This is a genomic window from Acinetobacter sp. NEB 394 (assembly GCF_013374795.1).
Lineage (GTDB): Bacteria > Pseudomonadota > Gammaproteobacteria > Pseudomonadales > Moraxellaceae > Acinetobacter > Acinetobacter johnsonii.
On the sequence record NZ_CP055277.1, the window covers coordinates 3,129,308 to 3,148,211 of the forward strand.

Consider the following 18,904-nt stretch of genomic DNA (forward strand, 5'->3'; position numbering starts at 1 on the left):
TAATACTTACTTTGATGCAACCAAATGCTTTACAGCATAAAACTTATCACGCCACATTCGCTTTTGTTTTTTGATGCCGTGAGAAAGACTACGCCCTTCTTTTTCTTTGCGAGAAATGCCTTGCGCTGCCACAGTGCCTAAAATATCACTGTCCAAGCCTGCAGGTTTCACTAAAGCAGGCCATACGCCTAAACCCTTCCCATTTTTACTGAGCCATGTTTGAAAGAAAATATCGACAGGCATAGCCATTTTTTTCCCAGCCTGTATAAATGCTTCAGCACCTTGACGCGACCACACCAAACCTAAACCACGAATAGGGAAATAAAAAGCATGCCATAAGCTCATACCATCAATATTCGTAATATCTTTGGTCAGCTTTTTCTTTTTGGCCGCAATATTAATCAGATACCAATCCAACTCTTTATGTTGATCGAGATACTCAATCACACCATCAAGCTTGTCTTTGAAGTCTTGATTAATTTTCATATCATCTTCAAGTACCACTAAATAGTCAGCATCAGTACTTAAAAATTTTTCCGCACAACCATAATGACTTAAATAGCAGCCCAATTCTGAATTCATCAGTTTACGGCCAAGTACGTCGTTCGCCCCTTGGTCATCGTAGTTTGCAAATTCAGTTAACTCTTTACCACGTCCATCGACTGCAGAAAAGCGTTCAAAAGGCCAGTTGACTTGATTCAGCTGCTGAGTTGCTCGTTCAAGTCGTTCCTGACTGCCGTCCAAATTAATCAAATAAGTAACAACTTTCATCATGAACCTTTAAACTAAAACTGAATGGGGCAAATAGCCTGCTAATTTTTCATGCATAGCAGTACTGATTTTTTTCGCAGCGTCACTATCAAGCTGATCCAAACTCTGTATACAACCATACTTAATCTCAGGATTATGCAACGCCTGTATAAAACTGTTCAAACTGTCCTGATTTTTAAGGTAGGCCAATTCAAGATCTGGTTTCAACTCCGCCTGCTGTTTTTGAATCTTAATGTGGTTCATTAATGAAATTGGATTCAACTGCTCTACACTACGAAATTTAAACTTGATCTGGGTTTCTAAAAGCTGTGGATGTTCCAGCAAATAATCTTTTAATGCATGGCGATCTACAATATGTGGATAATGATGGATTTCAAAAAATTTCTTAAAGCCCAAAACATCCGCACCAAGCATCTGCGCAATCATATGTTTCGGCTGAATTGGCTTTCCAAATTGGCGACTCATTAGCTGACGATATTTGAGCTTTACTTTGAGTGCAAAACTATTTTGCCAATGACCATAGATCACCAAGCTATCCGTTTTTAAAAAGTCTTCGACTTGTGCAGGCGCATTAAAAAAGAAATCGTCATTGAGATAGATAAAATATTCCGACAATCCTTCAATATTCCACAGCATGCTTTCAATGGAACGGGTATTGAAGGTCGGTAAATACTCTTCAAAACCTCTAAAAATTTCTCGGTGATCAACCACACGAATTTTATCTACAGCGCACAAACCTTGCGCTGCAAATTCATCGATAAACTCAGGACGCTGATTATCTGCCACTACATAGATATGACGACAAAAAGGGACATATTTTAAAATTGAAGCAATGTTGTAATAAATTTCGTTATTACTGGCGAAACGCGTATCACTGACTGCATCAGATGCATCGTCACCAGTCAGATATTTATGGCGTTTCTTTTTTAATTCAAGATCATTGCCATCTACCCAGGCAATCACGATATCAATATTTTGCATTCACTTGATCACTTCAAAATCTGAGTCTAAATAGGCAATTATTGCCAAGCATCCTTAATCCACTGTGATGGCAATACATAACGATACCATTTCCCACCACCACCATTAATCGCATCAGGTGGATTGATTTCACCGTGGAAAATAATGACCTTAACCCCTTCAGGTTTTACAGGTGGCTTAAAGTATGCCAACGGAATTTTTTGCAAACAGTGATACTTGTAGCTCTTACACCAACTATCAGGCCAGTAAGAAAGTTTTTTCTCTTGATCGACATACCAAGACAAATAAGCTTGCTCATTGCGGAATTTTTGACGAATTTCATCAAAATGCTCACGAAAATAGGGCATCAACCCTGGGAAAGCGCCCAGTTTAAAACGGTAAACCGAGCTATTACCGGTAATACGCCAAGGACGTTTCCAGTCATGGATAATTAGGAAGTCTCCCGGATGGGTAAAGAAACTGTCGATATTGTCAACAATGACTACATCCAAGTCTAAAAAGAGCGCATTACCTTGTAAACCGTACAAGTCTGGCTCGAATGTAGACAATTTATTCCACCCACGTTCAGGACTTCCCTCTGGAAGCGCTAAAGGTGGAATGGGGAAACATTCAACTGCAGGGTCGATTCCTTCGGTGCGGTCTGTTAAACAAACCATCTTAAAATCAACCGTGGTGTGACGCTTCACCATGTTATATAAACGATTGACGTACTCGGCCCCATATTTGGTGCCCCATTTCATGCATAACACAATATTTTTATCTGTCTGTGTTTCAGCCTGTTTTGACAACGAGTCGTTTACGTTTTCCTGCATGTTCTATCATCCACCAGCATTCTGCGTTGTATCATAACATTTCTTGCAATAAGTTAGTGTATGGCTTTTTCAAAGCCCTCATAATACTCAAAAATAGTTTGTGCTATGATACGAAAACGCTTTATGTAAATCCTTTGCAAGGTTCACTTAAGCCCTCATATGAAGAATATATAACCAGGTTGATATGAAAATAGCAGTTGCAGGCACAGGTTACGTCGGCCTTTCTAATGCCATGATCTTCTCACAACATCATGAAGTGATTGCACTAGACATCATCGACACGAAAGTCGACATGTTGAATCAAAAAATCTCTCCGATTCAAGATGCAGATATATCGACATTTTTAAGCGAGAAACCGCTCAATTTTCGTGCCACAACTGACAAATATGAAGCCTATCAAGGCGCTGATTTTGTCATTATTGCAACACCCACCGACTATGATACCCAAACTAATTATTTCAATACACAGAGTGTGGAAAGTGTCATTCGAGATGTGGTCGAGATCAACCCTCAGGCAACGATGATTATCAAATCAACAGTGCCAGTGGGCTTTACTCAAAAAGTCAAAAAACAATATCATACTGAAAATGTGATCTTCTCCCCTGAGTTCTTACGTGAAGGAAAGGCGCTGCACGACAACCTTTATCCTTCTCGGATTATTGTCGGTGAAAAGTCACAACGTGCTCAATTGTTTGCAGATATGCTGATCGAAGGGGCAATCAAAAAAGACAGTCCTGTATTATTTACCGATTCAACTGAAGCCGAAGCAATCAAGTTATTTGCCAATACCTATCTCGCGATGCGTGTCGCTTACTTTAATGAACTCGATACCTATGCCCAGTCCTTCGGTCTGGATACCCGTCAAATTATTGAAGGCGTATGTTTAGATCAACGCATTGGCAATCATTATAACAACCCATCGTTTGGCTATGGTGGCTATTGTCTACCGAAGGATACAAAACAACTTCTTGCCAACTACAATCAAGTGCCGAGTAACTTGATTCAGGCCATTGTAGATTCCAACAGTACGCGTAAAGACTTTATTGCAGACTCTATCATTGCAAAAAATCCTAATACCGTCGGCATTTATCGTTTAGTGATGAAAAGCGGCTCCGATAACTTCCGTGCATCAGCGATTCAAGGCGTCATGAAACGCATCAAAGCCAAAGGCATTGATGTAATTGTTTATGAACCAACCTTAAATCAGGATGAGTTTTTCAAATCCAAAGTGATTAATGATTTAGAACAATTTAAACAACAAAGTGATGTCATCATCGCCAATCGTAAGTCACAGGACTTAAGTGATGTTGAATACAAAATCTATACCCGTGATATTTTTGGAGGCGATGAATGAAGGTTTTAGTAACAGGTGCAGCAGGCTTTATCGGCTTTCATGTCTCTAAAAAACTACTCGAGCGTGGCGATAATGTTGTCGGTTTTGACAATATGAATGATTATTATGATCCTGCCTTAAAGCAAGCACGTATCGACTTATTACATCAAACTGCTCAGCAAAGTGCTGGCCAATTTGACTTCATTCAAGCCAATCTTGCCGATAAAACAGCAGTTGATCAATGCTTTCAACAACACCAGTTTGACCGTGTGATTCACTTGGCTGCACAAGCAGGCGTGCGCTACTCACTTGAAAATCCAATGAGTTATGTAGAAAGCAATATTATTGGCTTTACTAATATTATTGAAGCTTGCCGCTATGCGAAAACACCACATCTGACCTATGCCAGCACCAGCAGCGTATACGGTGCAAATACCACCATGCCTTTTAGTGAGCAGCATGGCGTAGACCATCCAATTCAGTTTTATGCAGCAACAAAACGTGCAAATGAATTGATGGCGCATAGCTATAGTCACCTATTTCAATTGCCAACCACAGGCTTACGTTTCTTTACGGTCTATGGACCTTGGGGACGCCCCGATATGGCGCTGTTTAAGTTCACCAAAAACATCATTGCGGGTCAATCAATTCCCGTATTTAACCATGGTAATCACACCCGCGATTTCACATTTGTTGAAGACATTGCTGAAGGCGTGATTCGCTCAAGTGATCAAATTGCTGAGGTCAACCCAAATTGGGACAGCAATCATCCAGATCCAGCGACCAGCAATGCGCCTTTCCGTATATTCAACATCGGCAATAACAATCCTGTAAAACTAATCGAATATATTCAAGCAATTGAAAAAGCCGTTGGCCAAGAAGCCATTTTAGAATTACTCCCACTTCAAGCAGGCGATGTACCTGATACCTTCGCAGATAGCAGCGCTTTAGAAAAAAGTGTGGGGTATAAACCCTCTGTTTCAGTTGAAGATGGTGTGAAACAATTTGTAGATTGGTATCGTGACTTTTATCAAGTTTAAATAAAAGCCACTCGCTAATTAAACTAATCTAAATTAAAAACCCTAATTACTGTGTAATTAGGGTTTTTAAAATACAAATGCATTTAATTTATAGATCATTACATCATAAATTTTCTCTTACTAAATCACCATCCAACGGCTTTGTTGCATAAAGATTTAAAAGTTAAATTTACCCTGTTCTACTCAAATTCAAGTGACAACTTGGGTGAGAGGTCGACCTAACTACGTAAATTTATTTAATACTGCCACACGTGCATGCATTTCATTGACTTGGCTTTGAAAGTTTCTCGCACTGAGTTTATCCCCCAATAATTTGATGCAATGCATCTTGGTTTCGACCAGACTTCTGCGATGATAGCCTGACCATTTTTGCCATAGTGTCCTGCCGAAACGTTTAACTGTTCGAAGTAATTCATTTAGCTCTCGCGAATGAACTTTGTTATCTTTCCAAGGCTTTGCATTTTTTCTGGGTAGAATCACTGCATACGCTTGCCGATCTGCAATAACCTGACGGCATTGTTTTGTGTCATAAGCCCCGTCTGTATAGACTGAATCAATCTGCTTATCCAATGGGATTTGATCAAGTAAATCTCCAAGGACTTGCGAATCACTGACATTATTTGTTGTCAGCTGTACAGCTCGTATTTGCAAGGTTCTAGCATCTATACCAATATGCAATTTACGCCATTGCCGACGATTCAGGCTGATGTTTCTTGCGTTTCCATTCACCTTCGCCTAAAAACTTAAGGCCAGTTGAGTCTATCAATAGATGTAATCCTTCATGACTTTTTTGATAGCTGATCGCAATATCAATCTGCTTTTGTCGTCTGCAAAGTGTGGAATAATCTGGTGCTGTCCAACTTAACCCACTGAGTTGAATTAGGCTTTGCACAAAGCCTGTGACCATACGCAAAGAAAGTCGAAAGATAGATTTGATCATCAAACAGCACTGAATTGCTGTATCAGAATAAGTTTGATTTCTTCCATGCTTAGCCTGTGGCTGAGCATACCGTTTAGTCTGAGGATCGAACCAAGTTGAAATATTTCCTCGCTTGATTAGAGCTTGGTTATAAGAGGACCAATTCGTTGTGCGATAAATTTTAGATACAGGCTTCTTCATTTGGAAATTATATTGCTGAAGAAGCCTTTAAGAATAGCTTTGTGCAACAAAGCCCCATCCAACACAAACCTGTCTCCTATACCTATACAAATTCCTTGAGGTAGAAAAAACCTATCCTTCGGTTGAATATTTTCAACTAAATAAACGAAGCTTATTTTTAAATAGTAACATCTTAGCAATAGGATAACTTTTATTTATACTCAATGAGGTTTATGAAATGGCTTTTTATTAAAAATTACAGTATCAAAAAACCATTAATACCATACAAAACATTGGCTTAAATTACTCAAGAGAAATACCAAATTAAAAACCATCCGAGCCACCATAAATAATCTCATGGTGACTCTATCTTTATAAAAATAATTTATTTATTTTTATTTTTTCATATATTTATCAATATATGATTAAGAACGCCATAATTCTCCAAGTTTTACATCCCACTCAACAGGAGAAATAACCATACGCCCTGCATTTGGGGTCAATGTGATTTCACTAAACAGCACTTCATCTTGTGACAATAGGAAGTCAATTCGGCTATAACCATATTCCAAACATAACTGCTCAGATAGCTCAACCATTTTATGCATCTTGCACGGTTCTATCACCGCTTCTGGCGTATTCTCTTTGCAATCTACGGTGAAAGGCTGTAATACCCAAGAGGTATCATAAATATTTGAATACTCTGTACCATCACTCCCTTGGACATCGACTTCAACATACTTAGGCTGCCCTTCAAAACAGTGAACACGACATGTTGTAATGGTGGCATGCGTGTTAGCATCACGATATAAGTCAACATAATGCTCTGCCAAGATGAGCGGCGAAATATTTTTATAGTGCCACTCTCGCTTGCGGTAGTACATATTCATTTTTAAACTGTTATTTAGTTTACTTTCCGCTCTATTAACATCAAATGTACCTTTATCGAGACAAACAATAGCGCTTCCACTGTCGTGGGTACATTTCAAAACAAATTGGCTTGGAAATTGATCAAAATCAATATTCTTAAAGTCACAATATGTGCCTATAAGTGGGACCAGATGTTTTTCTCCAATCCGATCTATAATCAATTCTCTTACTGCCGATTTATCAGCTAATTTGGGCGAATTCAAACATGAGGTGCGACAGTTTGAAAAGTCTTATGATAATCAACAAGCTGAGCAAATTTCTCTAATGGTGTAAGCCAATCTAACGCTTTTCTAGGACGAGTATTCAGTGACATGGCAACTTGATTTAAATAATGCTGATCTGCCTGATTTAAATCAATCCCTTTAGGTAAATATTGCCTAATTAAACCATTCATATTTTCGCATGTGCCTTTTTGCCAGGGTGAATGTGGGTCACAGAAATATACATCTATGCCTAAATCTTCTTCAAGTATTTTATGTTCTGCCATCTCGCGTCCACGGTCATAGGTCAACGTTTTACGCAGTTCTGCAGGTAAATATTTCAGAGCTTCAGTTAAAGCCTTGCGCACTGATTCTGCCTTTGCATCAGGTAATGTTGCCAAGATACAGAGCCGTGTATTTCGTTCAATAAGTGTTGCTATCGAACTTTTATTGTCTTTACCTTTAATTAAATCAGCTTCCCAATGACCCGGTATTTTTCTTTCTTGAACTTCGGCTGGGCGCTCATGAATAGTTTTAATATCCTGTAATATAGAATCTTTTTTAGGTTCACCGTTAGCTTTTCGCTTTTTATTTTCATGACGCAGACAGGATAATAAGTCTTTTTTCAACTCACCCTTGGGTAATGCTCGTATCGTTGAATAAATCGTTGTATGGCTTACATTCATTGTTTGATCCAAATCAGGAAATGTCTTTAAACGCTTTGCTATTTGCTGAGGAGACCATAAACAACGGATCGCTTCAACAATAAATTTCCAGAGGATTGAATCGATTTTGAGTTTTCTGTGACCACGTCTACGTCTAGCGAAGGTGTTATCAGAAGCATATTGAGCTTGATAAACGTCATTGATGCTATTTCTTTTAAGCTCACGATAGATCGTACTAGGATGTCTTTTAATGAGTTCAGCAAATTTTCTGGCTGAAAAGCCTTCTTTTCTTGACTCAAGCATTAATGCAGTACGATCTTCAAAGTTAAGATGATGGTATGACAATTTTATATACTCCATAAACCCTTTAAATTAATTAGGTGGTTTATGTCGCACTTCAAGTTTTACTCTGCCTTGGTATGTAGTGCACTTCTTTCAAAAATCATTCGTGCAGTAACTTTCTCATTAAAACTTTCAGGTTGATTAAAATTTGGGGTATACCCTAATTTATTAATAAACCTTTTTTTTAGATATCTCTCATCAGAAACAAATAATGTTCTAAATACTTTTGCTTTATATATAAGACTGTTAATCATGGATAAAAATTTTAAATACATCTCGTTTTGACCAAATAATAACAAATAAATTAGACTATGTATGCTTTAAGCATATTATTTTTACTAAAAATTCAAAATAACTTTAGCTGCTTTATAAACTATTTAATAACAATAAAATATAATCCATATATTTTTCAAAACAATGAAGATAAAAAAAGGGCTCCGAAGAGTCCTTTTCCACCTAATTACTTATTTTACATAAGTTAACCAGTGTGCGTATTTCGGGTCTTTACCCTTAACCGCATTAAAGAATGTGGTTTGAATTTGTTCAGTGATTGGACCACGCGTACCTGAACCGATTTCACGATCATCATATTCACGAATAGGCGTCACTTCAGCAGCTGTACCTGTAAAAAATGCTTCATCTGCAATGTAGAATTCATCACGTGTAATACGACGCTCAACTACGTCATAACCCAAGTCTTTTGCGATAGTAATAATGGTTTGACGCGTAATACCATCAAGCGCACCACCCGCGATATCTGGCGTATGTAAAACACCATCTTTTACCAAGAATACGTTTTCGCCAGAACCTTGGCATACATACCCTTGAGGGTCGAGCAGCATTGCTTCGTCATAACCTGAATGCGCTACTTCTTGGTGAGCCAAAATCGACAAGGTATAGTTACCTGACGCTTTCGCTTTACACATCGTCACGTTTGGATGGTGATGGGTAAATGATGAGGTTTTCACACGAATACCTTTCGCCATTGCTTCGTCACCAAGGTATGCACCCCAACTCCATGCAGCAACCACCGCATGAATGGTATTGTCTGTTGCAGCAATACCTAATTTTTCCGATCCAATAAAAATAATTGGACGCAAGTAGCAAGACGCTAATTTATTTTCACGAACCACATCAATTTGAGCTTGCTCTAGTGTTGCTTGATCAAATGGGACTTTCATTTGATAAATTTTTGCAGAGTTCAATAAACGCTTAGTGTGTTCTTTTAAACGGAAAATAGCCGTGCCATTCGGTGTTTCATAGGCACGGACACCTTCAAACACACCCATGCTGTAGTGCAAGGTATGTGTTAGTACGTGAGTTTTTGCCTCACGCCAGTCAACCAATTGTCCATCTTGCCAAATAAAACCATCACGATCAGCCAAATTCATGACACACACTCCAAATTTATATACACAGTCATGTTACCCAATGCTCACGATTGAGCTTGGATCAATTAATCTTTGCCATAATTTGCAAACGATCACTCGGGTATCGCGCCAGTCCGCAGCATTTACTTGCATGGATTGATTCGCAAGGGCTAAACGGTGGCTCTCGGCTCGTTCACTGAGATAAGCTTGAATCAATGCAGTAGCATCGTCACTGGATAAGCAACTGGCTTTTGCGGCGTCTTCAAGGATTCGTACATTGTCGGAATAATGGGCAAGATCTGGATGAGATCCGCTCCATGCCAACACAGCATACTGTGCCATAAATTCGATATCGACGATACCACCTGCATCTTGTTTTAAATGAAAAATTCCATCTTTTTGTTGTTCTTTAGAAGAACCCAAATGGTCTTTCATTTTTTGACGCATCTTCAGCACTTCTGCGCGCACATTTTCTTCATCACGTGGCTGCGTTAAAATCCGACAGCGCAATGCTTCAAATTTATCACGCAAACTTGGCTCACCTGCAATCGAGCGAGCACGTACCAATGCTTGATGCTCCCAGACCCATGCATTCTTCAACTGATATTGCTCAAAGGCTTTTAAACTGGTGACCAAGACCCCCGCTTCACCCGATGGGCGTAAGCGCGTATCGATTTCATAAACCCGACCATCGAGGGTCTGCGTGGTCATCAATGACATAAATTTCTGCGCAACACGCATTGCAAATTCAAATCCACTGATCGACTTCAGCCCATCGGTATCGGCTTGCTCATCCATATAATGAATAAAGACCAGATCTAAGTCCGAGCCATAACCCAGCTCAATCCCACCAACCTTGCCATAACCCACAACAGCAAATGCCAAATGATCGATCGAACAGCGCTGTCCTTCAACATCGAGTGGATAACCATGTTTCTTTGCCGTCATTTGATAGGCTAAATTTAAAGTTGTACTGACCGAAACTTCTGCAATATCGGTCAAAGCATCGGATACTTTCATCAACGGACTTTCAGCCAAGACATCACTGGCTGCAACCGCCAAAACATTGGATTTTTTAAATAGGCGCAGTACACGCATCAAATCTTCAACGTCATCAAGCTCAATACGAAGCAACTGTTGACGCAGAGAATCTTCCAAATCTTGACGGCGCGGCAACTCAAAATCCATGGACAAAAATTCATCCAAGAGTACTGGATAATGGGTCAATTCTTCACAAATCCATGGACTTACGGTTGCCATTTTCACCAAGCGCTGTAACGCCCCTTTACTCTCAATCAACATGACCAAATATACGGTACGTCGCATCACAGACTCAACCAAAGGCATGAGGCGTAGCAGCGCGGCTTGCGGCTTATCTGACTGTAAAATCGCTTCAATCAAATGCGGCCAAAACATTTTTAAACGCTGCACCGCTTTTGCAGGCAGCTTTTTTAGCGCATGCCCATTCCAAAATTCATGAATGAGGTTTTTTGCATTCGCATCCAACACCTCATTTAAACGCGCTTCTAACTGACTAAAGCTTTCTACGAAAGGGTCATGTTCTTTTTCTTTAATTAAATGCTCAAATTGGTAAATAACTTTGGCGCGCTTTTGGTTTAAGTGCTCAATAAATACATCCCAACTTACAAAACCCAAGGTGTCAATCATCCTTTGTCTGAGTTCTGTTTCTGTTGGCAAAGACTGGGTCTGTTGATCATTTAAGGCTTGAATGGCATGTTCTACACGGCGCAGAAATAAATAAGCATCTTCCAGCTCACTGACCGCCTGACCATCCAGCAAACCCACTTCACCCAAATGATGCAAGCTCACTAAACATTGACGGTCTTGTAATTCTAATTTTGCCCCACCATAAATTAGCTGAAAAACCTGCACAATAAATTCGACTTCACGAATACCGCCCGCACCCAGCTTAATATCATCTTCGATATTGCGGCGTAATACTTCACGCTCAATCATGGCTTTCATTTCGCGCATGGCTTCAAAAGCGGTGTAATCGACATACTTACGGAACACGAAAGGACGAGTCATGTCCAACAACTCATCCCCCTCTTTGCCCCCTGTCACAATCCGCGCCTTAATCCACGCATAGCGCTCCCACTCGCGCCCATGCTGGCTTAAATACTTCTCCAGCGCCGCATGACTAATAGCCAGTGCAGAACCATCGCCCCAAGGGCGCAAGCGCATATCCACACGGAAGACAAAACCATCAGCCGTGATATGGTCCAACAAGTAAATGAGCTTCTGACCCCACAAAATGCAAAACTGTTGTACATCAATGCATTTACGACCATTGGTTTCACCTTGCTCATCAAAAGCAAAAATCAAGTCGATATCACTGGACAGGTTCAACTCTTGTGCACCGAGCTTCCCCATCGCAACCACAATTAAATCTTGAATTTTATGGTTATAGCCCACAGGCTGACCATGTTTAGCCACCAATGGCGCCAAGGCAAATGCTTTTGCCACACAAATGGCCGCATCGGCAAAATCAGATAGCTCCCGCGTTAGCGTCATCACATCGATCAGTTGATTGGCATCCTGCCAAATCCAGCGAAACATTAAACGCGCACGTAAAATTCGGATGGTGCGCATCCATGTGCTTTCATCACTGATCTCTTTTAAGCTGTTTTGAACGACATTGAAAATTTGTTCGGTGGTCAATGGCTGAGAAAATTGATCAATTGCATAATCTTGTTCAAGATAAACCTGATGTATAGATAGGACTTGTTCCGCATATTGACTTGCGCGCAATGTCTTTTGCAATTGCTCAGCATTCATGATCGACCCTTTCGCATTGTTTTGGTTATTTATAACAGCAGATCATGAGATTAGGGGAATTATTTTATAAGAAAAATATGATTATTCACTAAATTCTTGCTGGGATGTCTCGAGTGACAATGCTTGATGTGCGCTGTTCGAACGTGGCAGGCTGACGATAAAAGTTGAACCTACACCTTCTTTCGATGTGACTGAAATTTCACCTTTATTCAAATCAACAAAACGCTTACACAACACCAGACCTAGACCAGTCCCATTCTCCCCAGCTGTCCCCTTAAAACTAACGGTTAGTTTCGGTTCAAACAAAGATTCGATTTGCCCCAAGGTCATACCTAGACCCGTATCTTGAATGTAGATATCGATAAAATCATCACGTTTTTTGGCATCAATCGTCACAACACCTTCGCCATGCATATGGGTAAATTTCAGCGCATTTGAGACCAAGTTTTGGATCACCGAGGTCACCATATTGATATCTGCAAAAATCTTTAAATCATCGGGGACACGGTCAATCAGTTGAATATTTTTATTGATAGCCAACGCATGCAACACATCAAAAACGATTTGAGAGGATTGCTTAAGCTTGTAATGGATGGGGTGATAAACAAAACGTCCGCCCTCTGCCATCGCCCAATTCAATAAACTCTCCAACAAGCTATAAGTCGATTGCGCGGTATCATGCAGATAATCTGCAATGCTTTGCACACCTGACTCATCCAGACTTTCACGCTCTTCAGCCAATACCTCAGAAAAACCAATTAAGCCATGAAACGGTGCCCTTAAATCATGTGCAATAATTTGGAAAAATTTGGTTTTACTGACATTCATGGCCACTTGTTGTTCATACAACTCTTTGAGCTCCGCATTTTCCATGCGCAAATGCAGCAGATTAAGAAAACCTGATGCCAGTTCATGCACATTTTCTACGGCATCTTGCGTAAAAGCATCCAACTGCTCATCAAAGAAAATGACTTGCCCCACAGATTTATCCGATGCCTTTAAATCCAAAGCGATGATACGGCGTTGCTCAAAGCCTAAAGCACTCACCTGCTGAGAAAGATGATGATAATGGCAATGCAGGCTATCAATCGCAATCTCCCCTTCAAAATGAGTAGCAAAATTGGCTTCAGCGGGTAACTGAAAAGCATTGAATGCGTGTTTGCCCGCATACCAACTATAAGGTTCATTGCTAAACGTTAGAATTGCGGCATGTGCACCTAAAATTTTTCGCGCAAATTTGAGAAAGCTCTTAATTTTATTGTCATTACTGTTCACGCCCAACAATAAAGATAAGTGACAAGCACTTAACTGTTCTGTATCAGACCCGATATCTAGCAATTGAATACCCATTTCTGCCTCATCTTTTGTGATTTTCGGCACAAACCTATTATTTACTTGTATTTATTAGCAAATTTTCAACATTAAAACAATATAAAAATACAACAATACAAGCGTGGCATTTAACAAAAAAATTAATTATTTCAGAATTTTATCTTGTGACTACTTTCTCTTTTTGAAAACTCGTTATTTATCAGAAGGATTAAAACAAAATTGTGAGTCCATCATATGAGGACATAATTAAGCAAACCCGCACCAAACATTCAATTGCTTTAAGCCATCTGTAATGTTTTATGGCGATTTGATTCAAATCTTAAATTTCAGGCAATAAAAAACCCAAGACTGAATATGCTTGGGTTTTTTAATATCTTGGTCCCGAGGGTCGGACTCGAACCGACACGTCATCTCTGACAGCGGATTTTGAGTCCGCCGCGTCTACCAATTTCACCACCTCGGGAAGGTGTTGATGCGTATATTAAACTTTTTGAAAAACTTGTCAACGCAAGTTGATAGTGATTGGCTATTTTTAAGTCACATTTGTTTTTTTAGCTTTATATTTGTGCAATTTCAGCGTTTTTCAACAAAAACGCATATACTAAGCGCAATTTTGACCTCCCTTATTTTGACGCTGCTTTCCCATCATGCAACTTTCTGATTTTAATTTCGACCTCCCCGATGAACTCATTGCCCGTTATCCTTTAGACACGCGTAGTGCTTCTCGACTGTTACACCTCGATGCTCAAGGTCAGCATCATGACTTTCAATTCACCGACATTTTAGATTTGCTCGATGCAGGTGATTTACTGGTCTTAAATGACACCAAAGTGATGAAAGCACGCCTCAAAGGCAAACGTGCCAGCGGTGGAGCTGTCGAGGTTCTGGTAGAACGCATGCAAGATGCATTTATTGCACACTGCCACATCAAAGCTAGTAACACACCCAAAGCAGGCGCTGAGCTCTTTATTGGCCCAGATGCCGTTAAAGTCACGGTACTAGGTCGTCATGAAAATTTATTTATTGTGGAGTTTTCCCAGCCAATTTTAACGGTGCTGGATTTATACGGACAACTTCCGATCCCTCCCTACTTCAACCGTGAAGCTGAAGCCATTGATACCGAGCGTTATCAAACAGTATTTAATGATCCAACCAAGTTAGCCAGTGTCGCTGCACCTACCGCAAGCTTACACTTCGACCAAAAGCTGTTGGATCAACTTGAAGCCAAAGGTATTCAGAAAACTTTTGTCACTTTACACGTGGGTGCTGGTACCTTTCTGCCTGTACGTACCGATGACATTGCCAATCACATTATGCATAGTGAATGGTGTGATGTTCCTGAGCATTCAGTGGAGCTGATTCGTCAAACCAAAGCGCGTGGTAATAAAGTCATTTCTGTCGGAACAACAGCGACACGTGCGGTTGAAAGTGCAGCGCAGGCACATGATGGTGAACTCAAAGCTTGGACTGGAGATACCCAAATTTTTATCTACCCAGGTTATGAGTTCAAAGTGGTGGATCGTCTTATCACCAACTTCCATCTGCCTGAATCGACCCTCTTGATGTTGGTTTCAGCGCTGTCAAATCGTGATAATATTTTGGCAGCTTATCAACATGCGGTAGCCAACCAGTATCGCTTCTTTAGTTATGGCGATGCCATGTTAGTTGACCAACTTCAACCCAAATAAGAACCTCACATGCCTATCGATACAATCAAACATTCCATTCATATTCGACGTAAAAAGAATAAAATTGTGTTTGATAATATCGACAGGCTTTGGGACATCGGCCGAGGGGCAGATTCCGTACAAGATATTCTTGACCGACTGCACCCTTGGAACGCCCCGATTACTTTGAAATTTGAAAATGTGCTGCCTATTCTACTTGGAATAGTCGGCATTTTTTTTATTGTGCCAGTGTTCTTTGCCGGAGAGCACATTTGGACCTTATTCAGCTTTTTATTCGGCTTAGGCTGTCTGCTTTGGGCCTATTTAAGTTATGAGCAAGATGATCCGCTTGAAGAGATCACCGACTATCTCGAAAAACAAATTATTCATAAAAAATACCAGCTCAACGAGTTTACCCCTCCACAGCATATTGGCGTGGTCCTACAACCTACATTTTTTATTGCCCATTTAAAGCAGCTGTTTCCAATTTTTAACCAAGGCACCATCAGCAACGATATTCCTTACTACGCCAGTACCACTTGGCAGGATGAAGCAGGACAACAACATCAGGTTTTGCTGTTTCAATATCATTTTGTTGATGAAATTCGCGTACGTGATAAAGATGGCAATGAGTTAAAAGTGAAAGAAGTGCATAAAGACTTATGGGGATGTTTTGTCTTTGAAGTACCCACGCAAGGACTCGCGATTACCGCATACAATAAAAAATTCTATTATCCTTATAGTTTTCCATGGCATAGCAGTGATATTCAGATTAACCAAAAGCTCAAGTTTTTTGGTACTGACCAGCTGCAGATGGCCAAACTACTCTCCCCTGCATTTGTGCTGCGTACTGCCGATTTTTTCCGTTCTCGTGAAGGCGATTTACTTTTTCATCCTGAAAAAAATATCTTGTGCTATATCAGCCCACAAAACCTGTTTGAAATATCCAGAAAAGCAAAAAAATCAATGACATTTCGACATTGCGTGGACACTTACGCACTTTTAAATTACCTTATCTAGATCGCTTAGAATCTGATCTAACGCAATTTTTAAAATAATGACATTTTGCCGTTTGAGGACTGTATGGGGCTATTGATTTTCTTCTTGATTATTATTGCAATCGTGTTTGGCATAATCGTCATTCGCAATAATATTGTCAGACACCACAATGCAACCATTCGCGCATGGTCGGATGTAGCAACCTATGAGCGCCAGAAAATAAAAATTCTAGATGGTTTAGAGCCTCTGGTCGAACAATACTCCAGCTTTGAAAAAGGCACCTTGGAAAAAGTTACTGAGCTCCGCCAAAACATTCTCAACCTGAACTTAAATAATACTGATGTCAACCAATTACAGCGCATTGAAGCATTAAACCAAGAGCTAATGCGTAGCCTCAATGTCGTGGTCGAAAACTACCCTGAACTCAAAGCCAATGATATTTATCTAAAAATGATGAATGAAATTGAAGAGCAAAACGAAAATGTCGGGGCTGCGATCAGCATCTTTAACCGCAATGTCGAACTGTTTAACAACCACATTCAAATTTTTCCGAACAACATTGTAAACACCATGACCGTCGGTAAAAAAGCTGTGCGTCCATTCCGTGACGCTGCTGCGCTACAAAATTTTGATTACCGCCCCAATTTCAACTAAAAAGATCGCTTTAACACAAATAACAAATCCAAGGCACTCAAAATGAGTGCCTTTTTAACTTCTACGTTCACAACCTCTTATACGCCATCAACTCTTTTCATCCTAATCACGACTCACTCGCCACCCTGACATAAATTCAAACCGGAACAGCCCTTATAGCACACCACCCTGCTCCGAAATGCTTTGCGTTAAAAGTGTTACAACACTGGTGTTTATTTGCATAATCAAGGAAAATAGCCTCCTTTTAGCGGCGAACTGTTTTTTCGCTCTTGCACTGCAAGCAGAGCAGTGCTTTGCTCTTGTTCAGGATATTTTATGAAGTTTGAAAAATTAGGTCAGTCGGGTCGCGCCCGTCGTGGTCGTTTAACTTTAGAGCATGGTGTGGTTGAAACCCCTGTGTTCATGCCTGTCGGTACTTATGGTACGGTGAAAGGCATGCTCCCGCGTGATATTGAAGACATCAAAGCGCAAATTATTTTAGGTAACACCTTCCATCTTTACCTACGCCCTGGCCTTGAAGTGATTAAAGAGCACGGCGGTCTGCATAAATTCATGAAGTGGGATAAGCCCATTCTAACCGATTCAGGCGGCTTCCAAGTCTTCAGTTTGGGCGCGATGCGTAAAATTAAAGAAGATGGCGTAACGTTCCGCTCTCCAATTGATGGCTCTAAAGTATTTTTGTCTCCTGAAATCTCAATGGACATCCAACATACATTGAACTCAGACATCGTGATGATTTTTGACGAATGTACGCCTTATCCTGCAACGCATGAAGAAGCGCAAAAGTCGCTACAATTGTCATTGCGTTGGGCAAAGCGTTGTAAGACTCAGCACCATGATGTGCTTGAAAATAAAAATGCGCTATTCGGCATTATTCAAGGCGGTATGTATGAAGACTTACGTGATGAGTCTTTAAAAGGCTTGCTTGAAGTTGGTTTTGACGGTTATGCCATTGGTGGTCTGTCCGTCGGTGAACCGAAAGAAGAAATGATCAAAGTGCTGGATTACCTTCCAGAAAAAATGCCGGCAGACAAACCGCGCTACCTGATGGGCGTGGGTAAACCTGAAGACATCGTGGAAGGCATCCGCCGTGGCGTCGATATGTTTGACTGTGTCATGCCTACACGTAATGCCCGAAATGGACATTATTTTGTGACCGACGGTTTAGTGCGTATCCGTAACAGTAAATACCGTCATGATCAAAGTCCGCTTGATCCACACTGTGACTGTTATACCTGTACCAACTTTACTCGCGCGTACTTATTCCATTTGGAAAAATGTGGCGAGATGCTGGGTTCAATGCTAGGTACTATTCACAACTTACGTTACTACCAACGTTTCACTCAAGACATTCGTGATGCATTGGATAATGATCGCTTTGATGCCTTTGTTGAAGATTTTTATGCACGTCGTGGTTTAGAAGTTCCACCTTGCCCCCAAGATTAATTGTTGTGAGCATTTGCGCTTGGTAAAAAGACAAGGTAAATTGCAGAACAAGTCTATTTATGATCAATTCGTTGGTCACCGTTTTTTTAGTTTAGGAATTTGAAATGAGCCTTTTTATTTCTACAGCTCACGCAGCGGGTGAAGCTGCACAACAACCAAGTATGGTCGCAAACTTATTGATGATTGCTGTTTTTATTGCAATCTTCTACTTCTTAATTTGGCGCCCTCAAGCAAAACGTGCCAAAGAGCACCGCTCTTTGGTTGAAAGTCTTGGCGTAGGCAGCGAAGTGGTATTTGCTGGTGGCTTAATGGGTAAAATCACTAAACTCGAAGGTGACTTTGCAGTGGTTGAACTGAGCCGCGGTGTAGACGTAAAAATTCAACGCGCAAGTGTGATTTCAGTTCTTCCTGAAGGCACATTAAATAACCTTTAATCAAAAAAATTAGTCGTGCATCCGCACGAC

General features: G+C 40.4%; 13 protein-coding genes, 1 tRNA gene and 4 pseudogenes. 7 read left to right on the forward strand and 11 right to left on the reverse strand.

Features of this window, described 5'->3' with window-relative positions; genetic code table 11:
• Window positions 1-6: 6 nt before the first annotated feature.
• The 3 genes from HUK62_RS15155 to HUK62_RS15165 are packed head-to-tail and all read right to left on the reverse strand — an operon-like array spanning window position 7 to window position 2,564.
• The gene (locus HUK62_RS15155; RefSeq protein WP_176538508.1) at window positions 7-771 is read right to left on the reverse strand and encodes a glycosyltransferase family 25 protein; all 765 of its coding nucleotides are present in this window, start codon (window positions 769-771) and stop codon (window positions 7-9) included.
• Between the two features lie 9 nt (window positions 772-780).
• Window positions 781-1,752: a stealth family protein gene (locus HUK62_RS15160; RefSeq protein WP_004983556.1), complete on the reverse strand. Its 972-nt coding sequence runs from the start codon at window positions 1,750-1,752 to the stop codon at window positions 781-783.
• A 38-nt stretch (window positions 1,753-1,790) separates the two neighbouring features.
• Window positions 1,791-2,564: a glycosyltransferase gene (locus tag HUK62_RS15165; RefSeq protein WP_176538276.1), complete on the reverse strand. Its 774-nt coding sequence runs from the start codon at window positions 2,562-2,564 to the stop codon at window positions 1,791-1,793.
• 184 nt (window positions 2,565-2,748) lie between these two features.
• On the opposite strand from HUK62_RS15165, the gene HUK62_RS15170 reads away from it, so the two are divergent.
• Together HUK62_RS15170 and HUK62_RS15175 are read left to right on the forward strand one after the other, a co-directional pair.
• Window positions 2,749-3,918, forward strand: coding sequence for a nucleotide sugar dehydrogenase (locus HUK62_RS15170; protein ID WP_176538277.1), 1,170 nt, complete (start codon window positions 2,749-2,751; stop codon window positions 3,916-3,918).
• Window positions 3,915-4,937: an NAD-dependent epimerase gene (locus HUK62_RS15175; protein ID WP_176538278.1), complete on the forward strand. Its 1,023-nt coding sequence runs from the start codon at window positions 3,915-3,917 to the stop codon at window positions 4,935-4,937. Before HUK62_RS15170 ends, HUK62_RS15175 begins: the two co-directional genes overlap by 4 nt.
• A gap of 222 nt (window positions 4,938-5,159) precedes the next feature.
• Here HUK62_RS15175 and HUK62_RS15180 read toward each other — a convergent pair.
• The 8 genes and pseudogenes from HUK62_RS15180 to HUK62_RS15210 all read right to left on the reverse strand — a co-directional run bounded on the left by HUK62_RS15180 (window position 5,160) and on the right by HUK62_RS15210 (window position 14,137).
• Window positions 5,160-6,057: pseudogene (locus tag HUK62_RS15180) on the reverse strand (IS5 family transposase).
• A 404-nt stretch (window positions 6,058-6,461) separates the two neighbouring features.
• A pseudogene (locus HUK62_RS15185) lies at window positions 6,462-7,157 on the reverse strand (ATP-grasp fold amidoligase family protein); the annotation flags it as partial.
• An 8-nt stretch (window positions 7,158-7,165) separates the two neighbouring features.
• The gene (locus tag HUK62_RS15190) at window positions 7,166-8,134 is read right to left on the reverse strand and encodes an IS30 family transposase (RefSeq protein ID WP_081398964.1); all 969 of its coding nucleotides are present in this window, start codon (window positions 8,132-8,134) and stop codon (window positions 7,166-7,168) included.
• Window positions 8,135-8,244: 110 nt separating this feature from the next.
• Window positions 8,245-8,427 (reverse strand): annotated as a pseudogene (locus tag HUK62_RS19120) (glycosyltransferase); the annotation flags it as partial.
• A gap of 210 nt (window positions 8,428-8,637) precedes the next feature.
• Window positions 8,638-9,564, reverse strand: a complete 927-nt coding sequence (locus tag HUK62_RS15195) for a branched-chain amino acid transaminase (protein ID WP_004983545.1) — start codon at window positions 9,562-9,564, stop codon at window positions 8,638-8,640.
• A gap of 33 nt (window positions 9,565-9,597) precedes the next feature.
• Window positions 9,598-12,342, reverse strand: coding sequence for a bifunctional [glutamate--ammonia ligase]-adenylyl-L-tyrosine phosphorylase/[glutamate--ammonia-ligase] adenylyltransferase (glnE, locus tag HUK62_RS15200; RefSeq protein ID WP_176538279.1), 2,745 nt, complete (start codon window positions 12,340-12,342; stop codon window positions 9,598-9,600).
• A gap of 81 nt (window positions 12,343-12,423) precedes the next feature.
• On the reverse strand, window positions 12,424-13,692 hold the full coding sequence (locus HUK62_RS15205; protein ID WP_176538280.1) for a HAMP domain-containing sensor histidine kinase: 1,269 nt from the start codon (window positions 13,690-13,692) through the stop codon (window positions 12,424-12,426).
• Between the two features lie 358 nt (window positions 13,693-14,050).
• Window positions 14,051-14,137, reverse strand: a tRNA-Leu gene (locus HUK62_RS15210).
• Between the two features lie 184 nt (window positions 14,138-14,321).
• On the opposite strand from HUK62_RS15210, the gene queA reads away from it, so the two are divergent.
• From queA to yajC, 5 genes and pseudogenes are all read left to right on the forward strand, one after another.
• On the forward strand, window positions 14,322-15,362 hold the full coding sequence (queA, locus tag HUK62_RS15215) for a tRNA preQ1(34) S-adenosylmethionine ribosyltransferase-isomerase QueA (RefSeq protein ID WP_125280197.1): 1,041 nt from the start codon (window positions 14,322-14,324) through the stop codon (window positions 15,360-15,362).
• 9 nt (window positions 15,363-15,371) lie between these two features.
• A pseudogene (locus tag HUK62_RS15220) lies at window positions 15,372-16,399 on the forward strand (hypothetical protein).
• Between the two features lie 25 nt (window positions 16,400-16,424).
• A complete protein-coding gene (locus HUK62_RS15225) occupies window positions 16,425-16,994 on the forward strand; it encodes a LemA family protein (protein ID WP_130235002.1) in 570 nt (189 codons plus the stop codon).
• A gap of 315 nt (window positions 16,995-17,309) precedes the next feature.
• Window positions 17,310-18,440, forward strand: coding sequence for a tRNA guanosine(34) transglycosylase Tgt (gene tgt, locus HUK62_RS15230; RefSeq protein ID WP_004697695.1), 1,131 nt, complete (start codon window positions 17,310-17,312; stop codon window positions 18,438-18,440).
• Between the two features lie 104 nt (window positions 18,441-18,544).
• Complete coding sequence (gene yajC, locus HUK62_RS15235) at window positions 18,545-18,874, forward strand: preprotein translocase subunit YajC (RefSeq protein WP_004697692.1); 330 nt, start codon at window positions 18,545-18,547, stop codon at window positions 18,872-18,874.
• The last annotated feature ends 30 nt before the right edge of the window (window positions 18,875-18,904 follow it).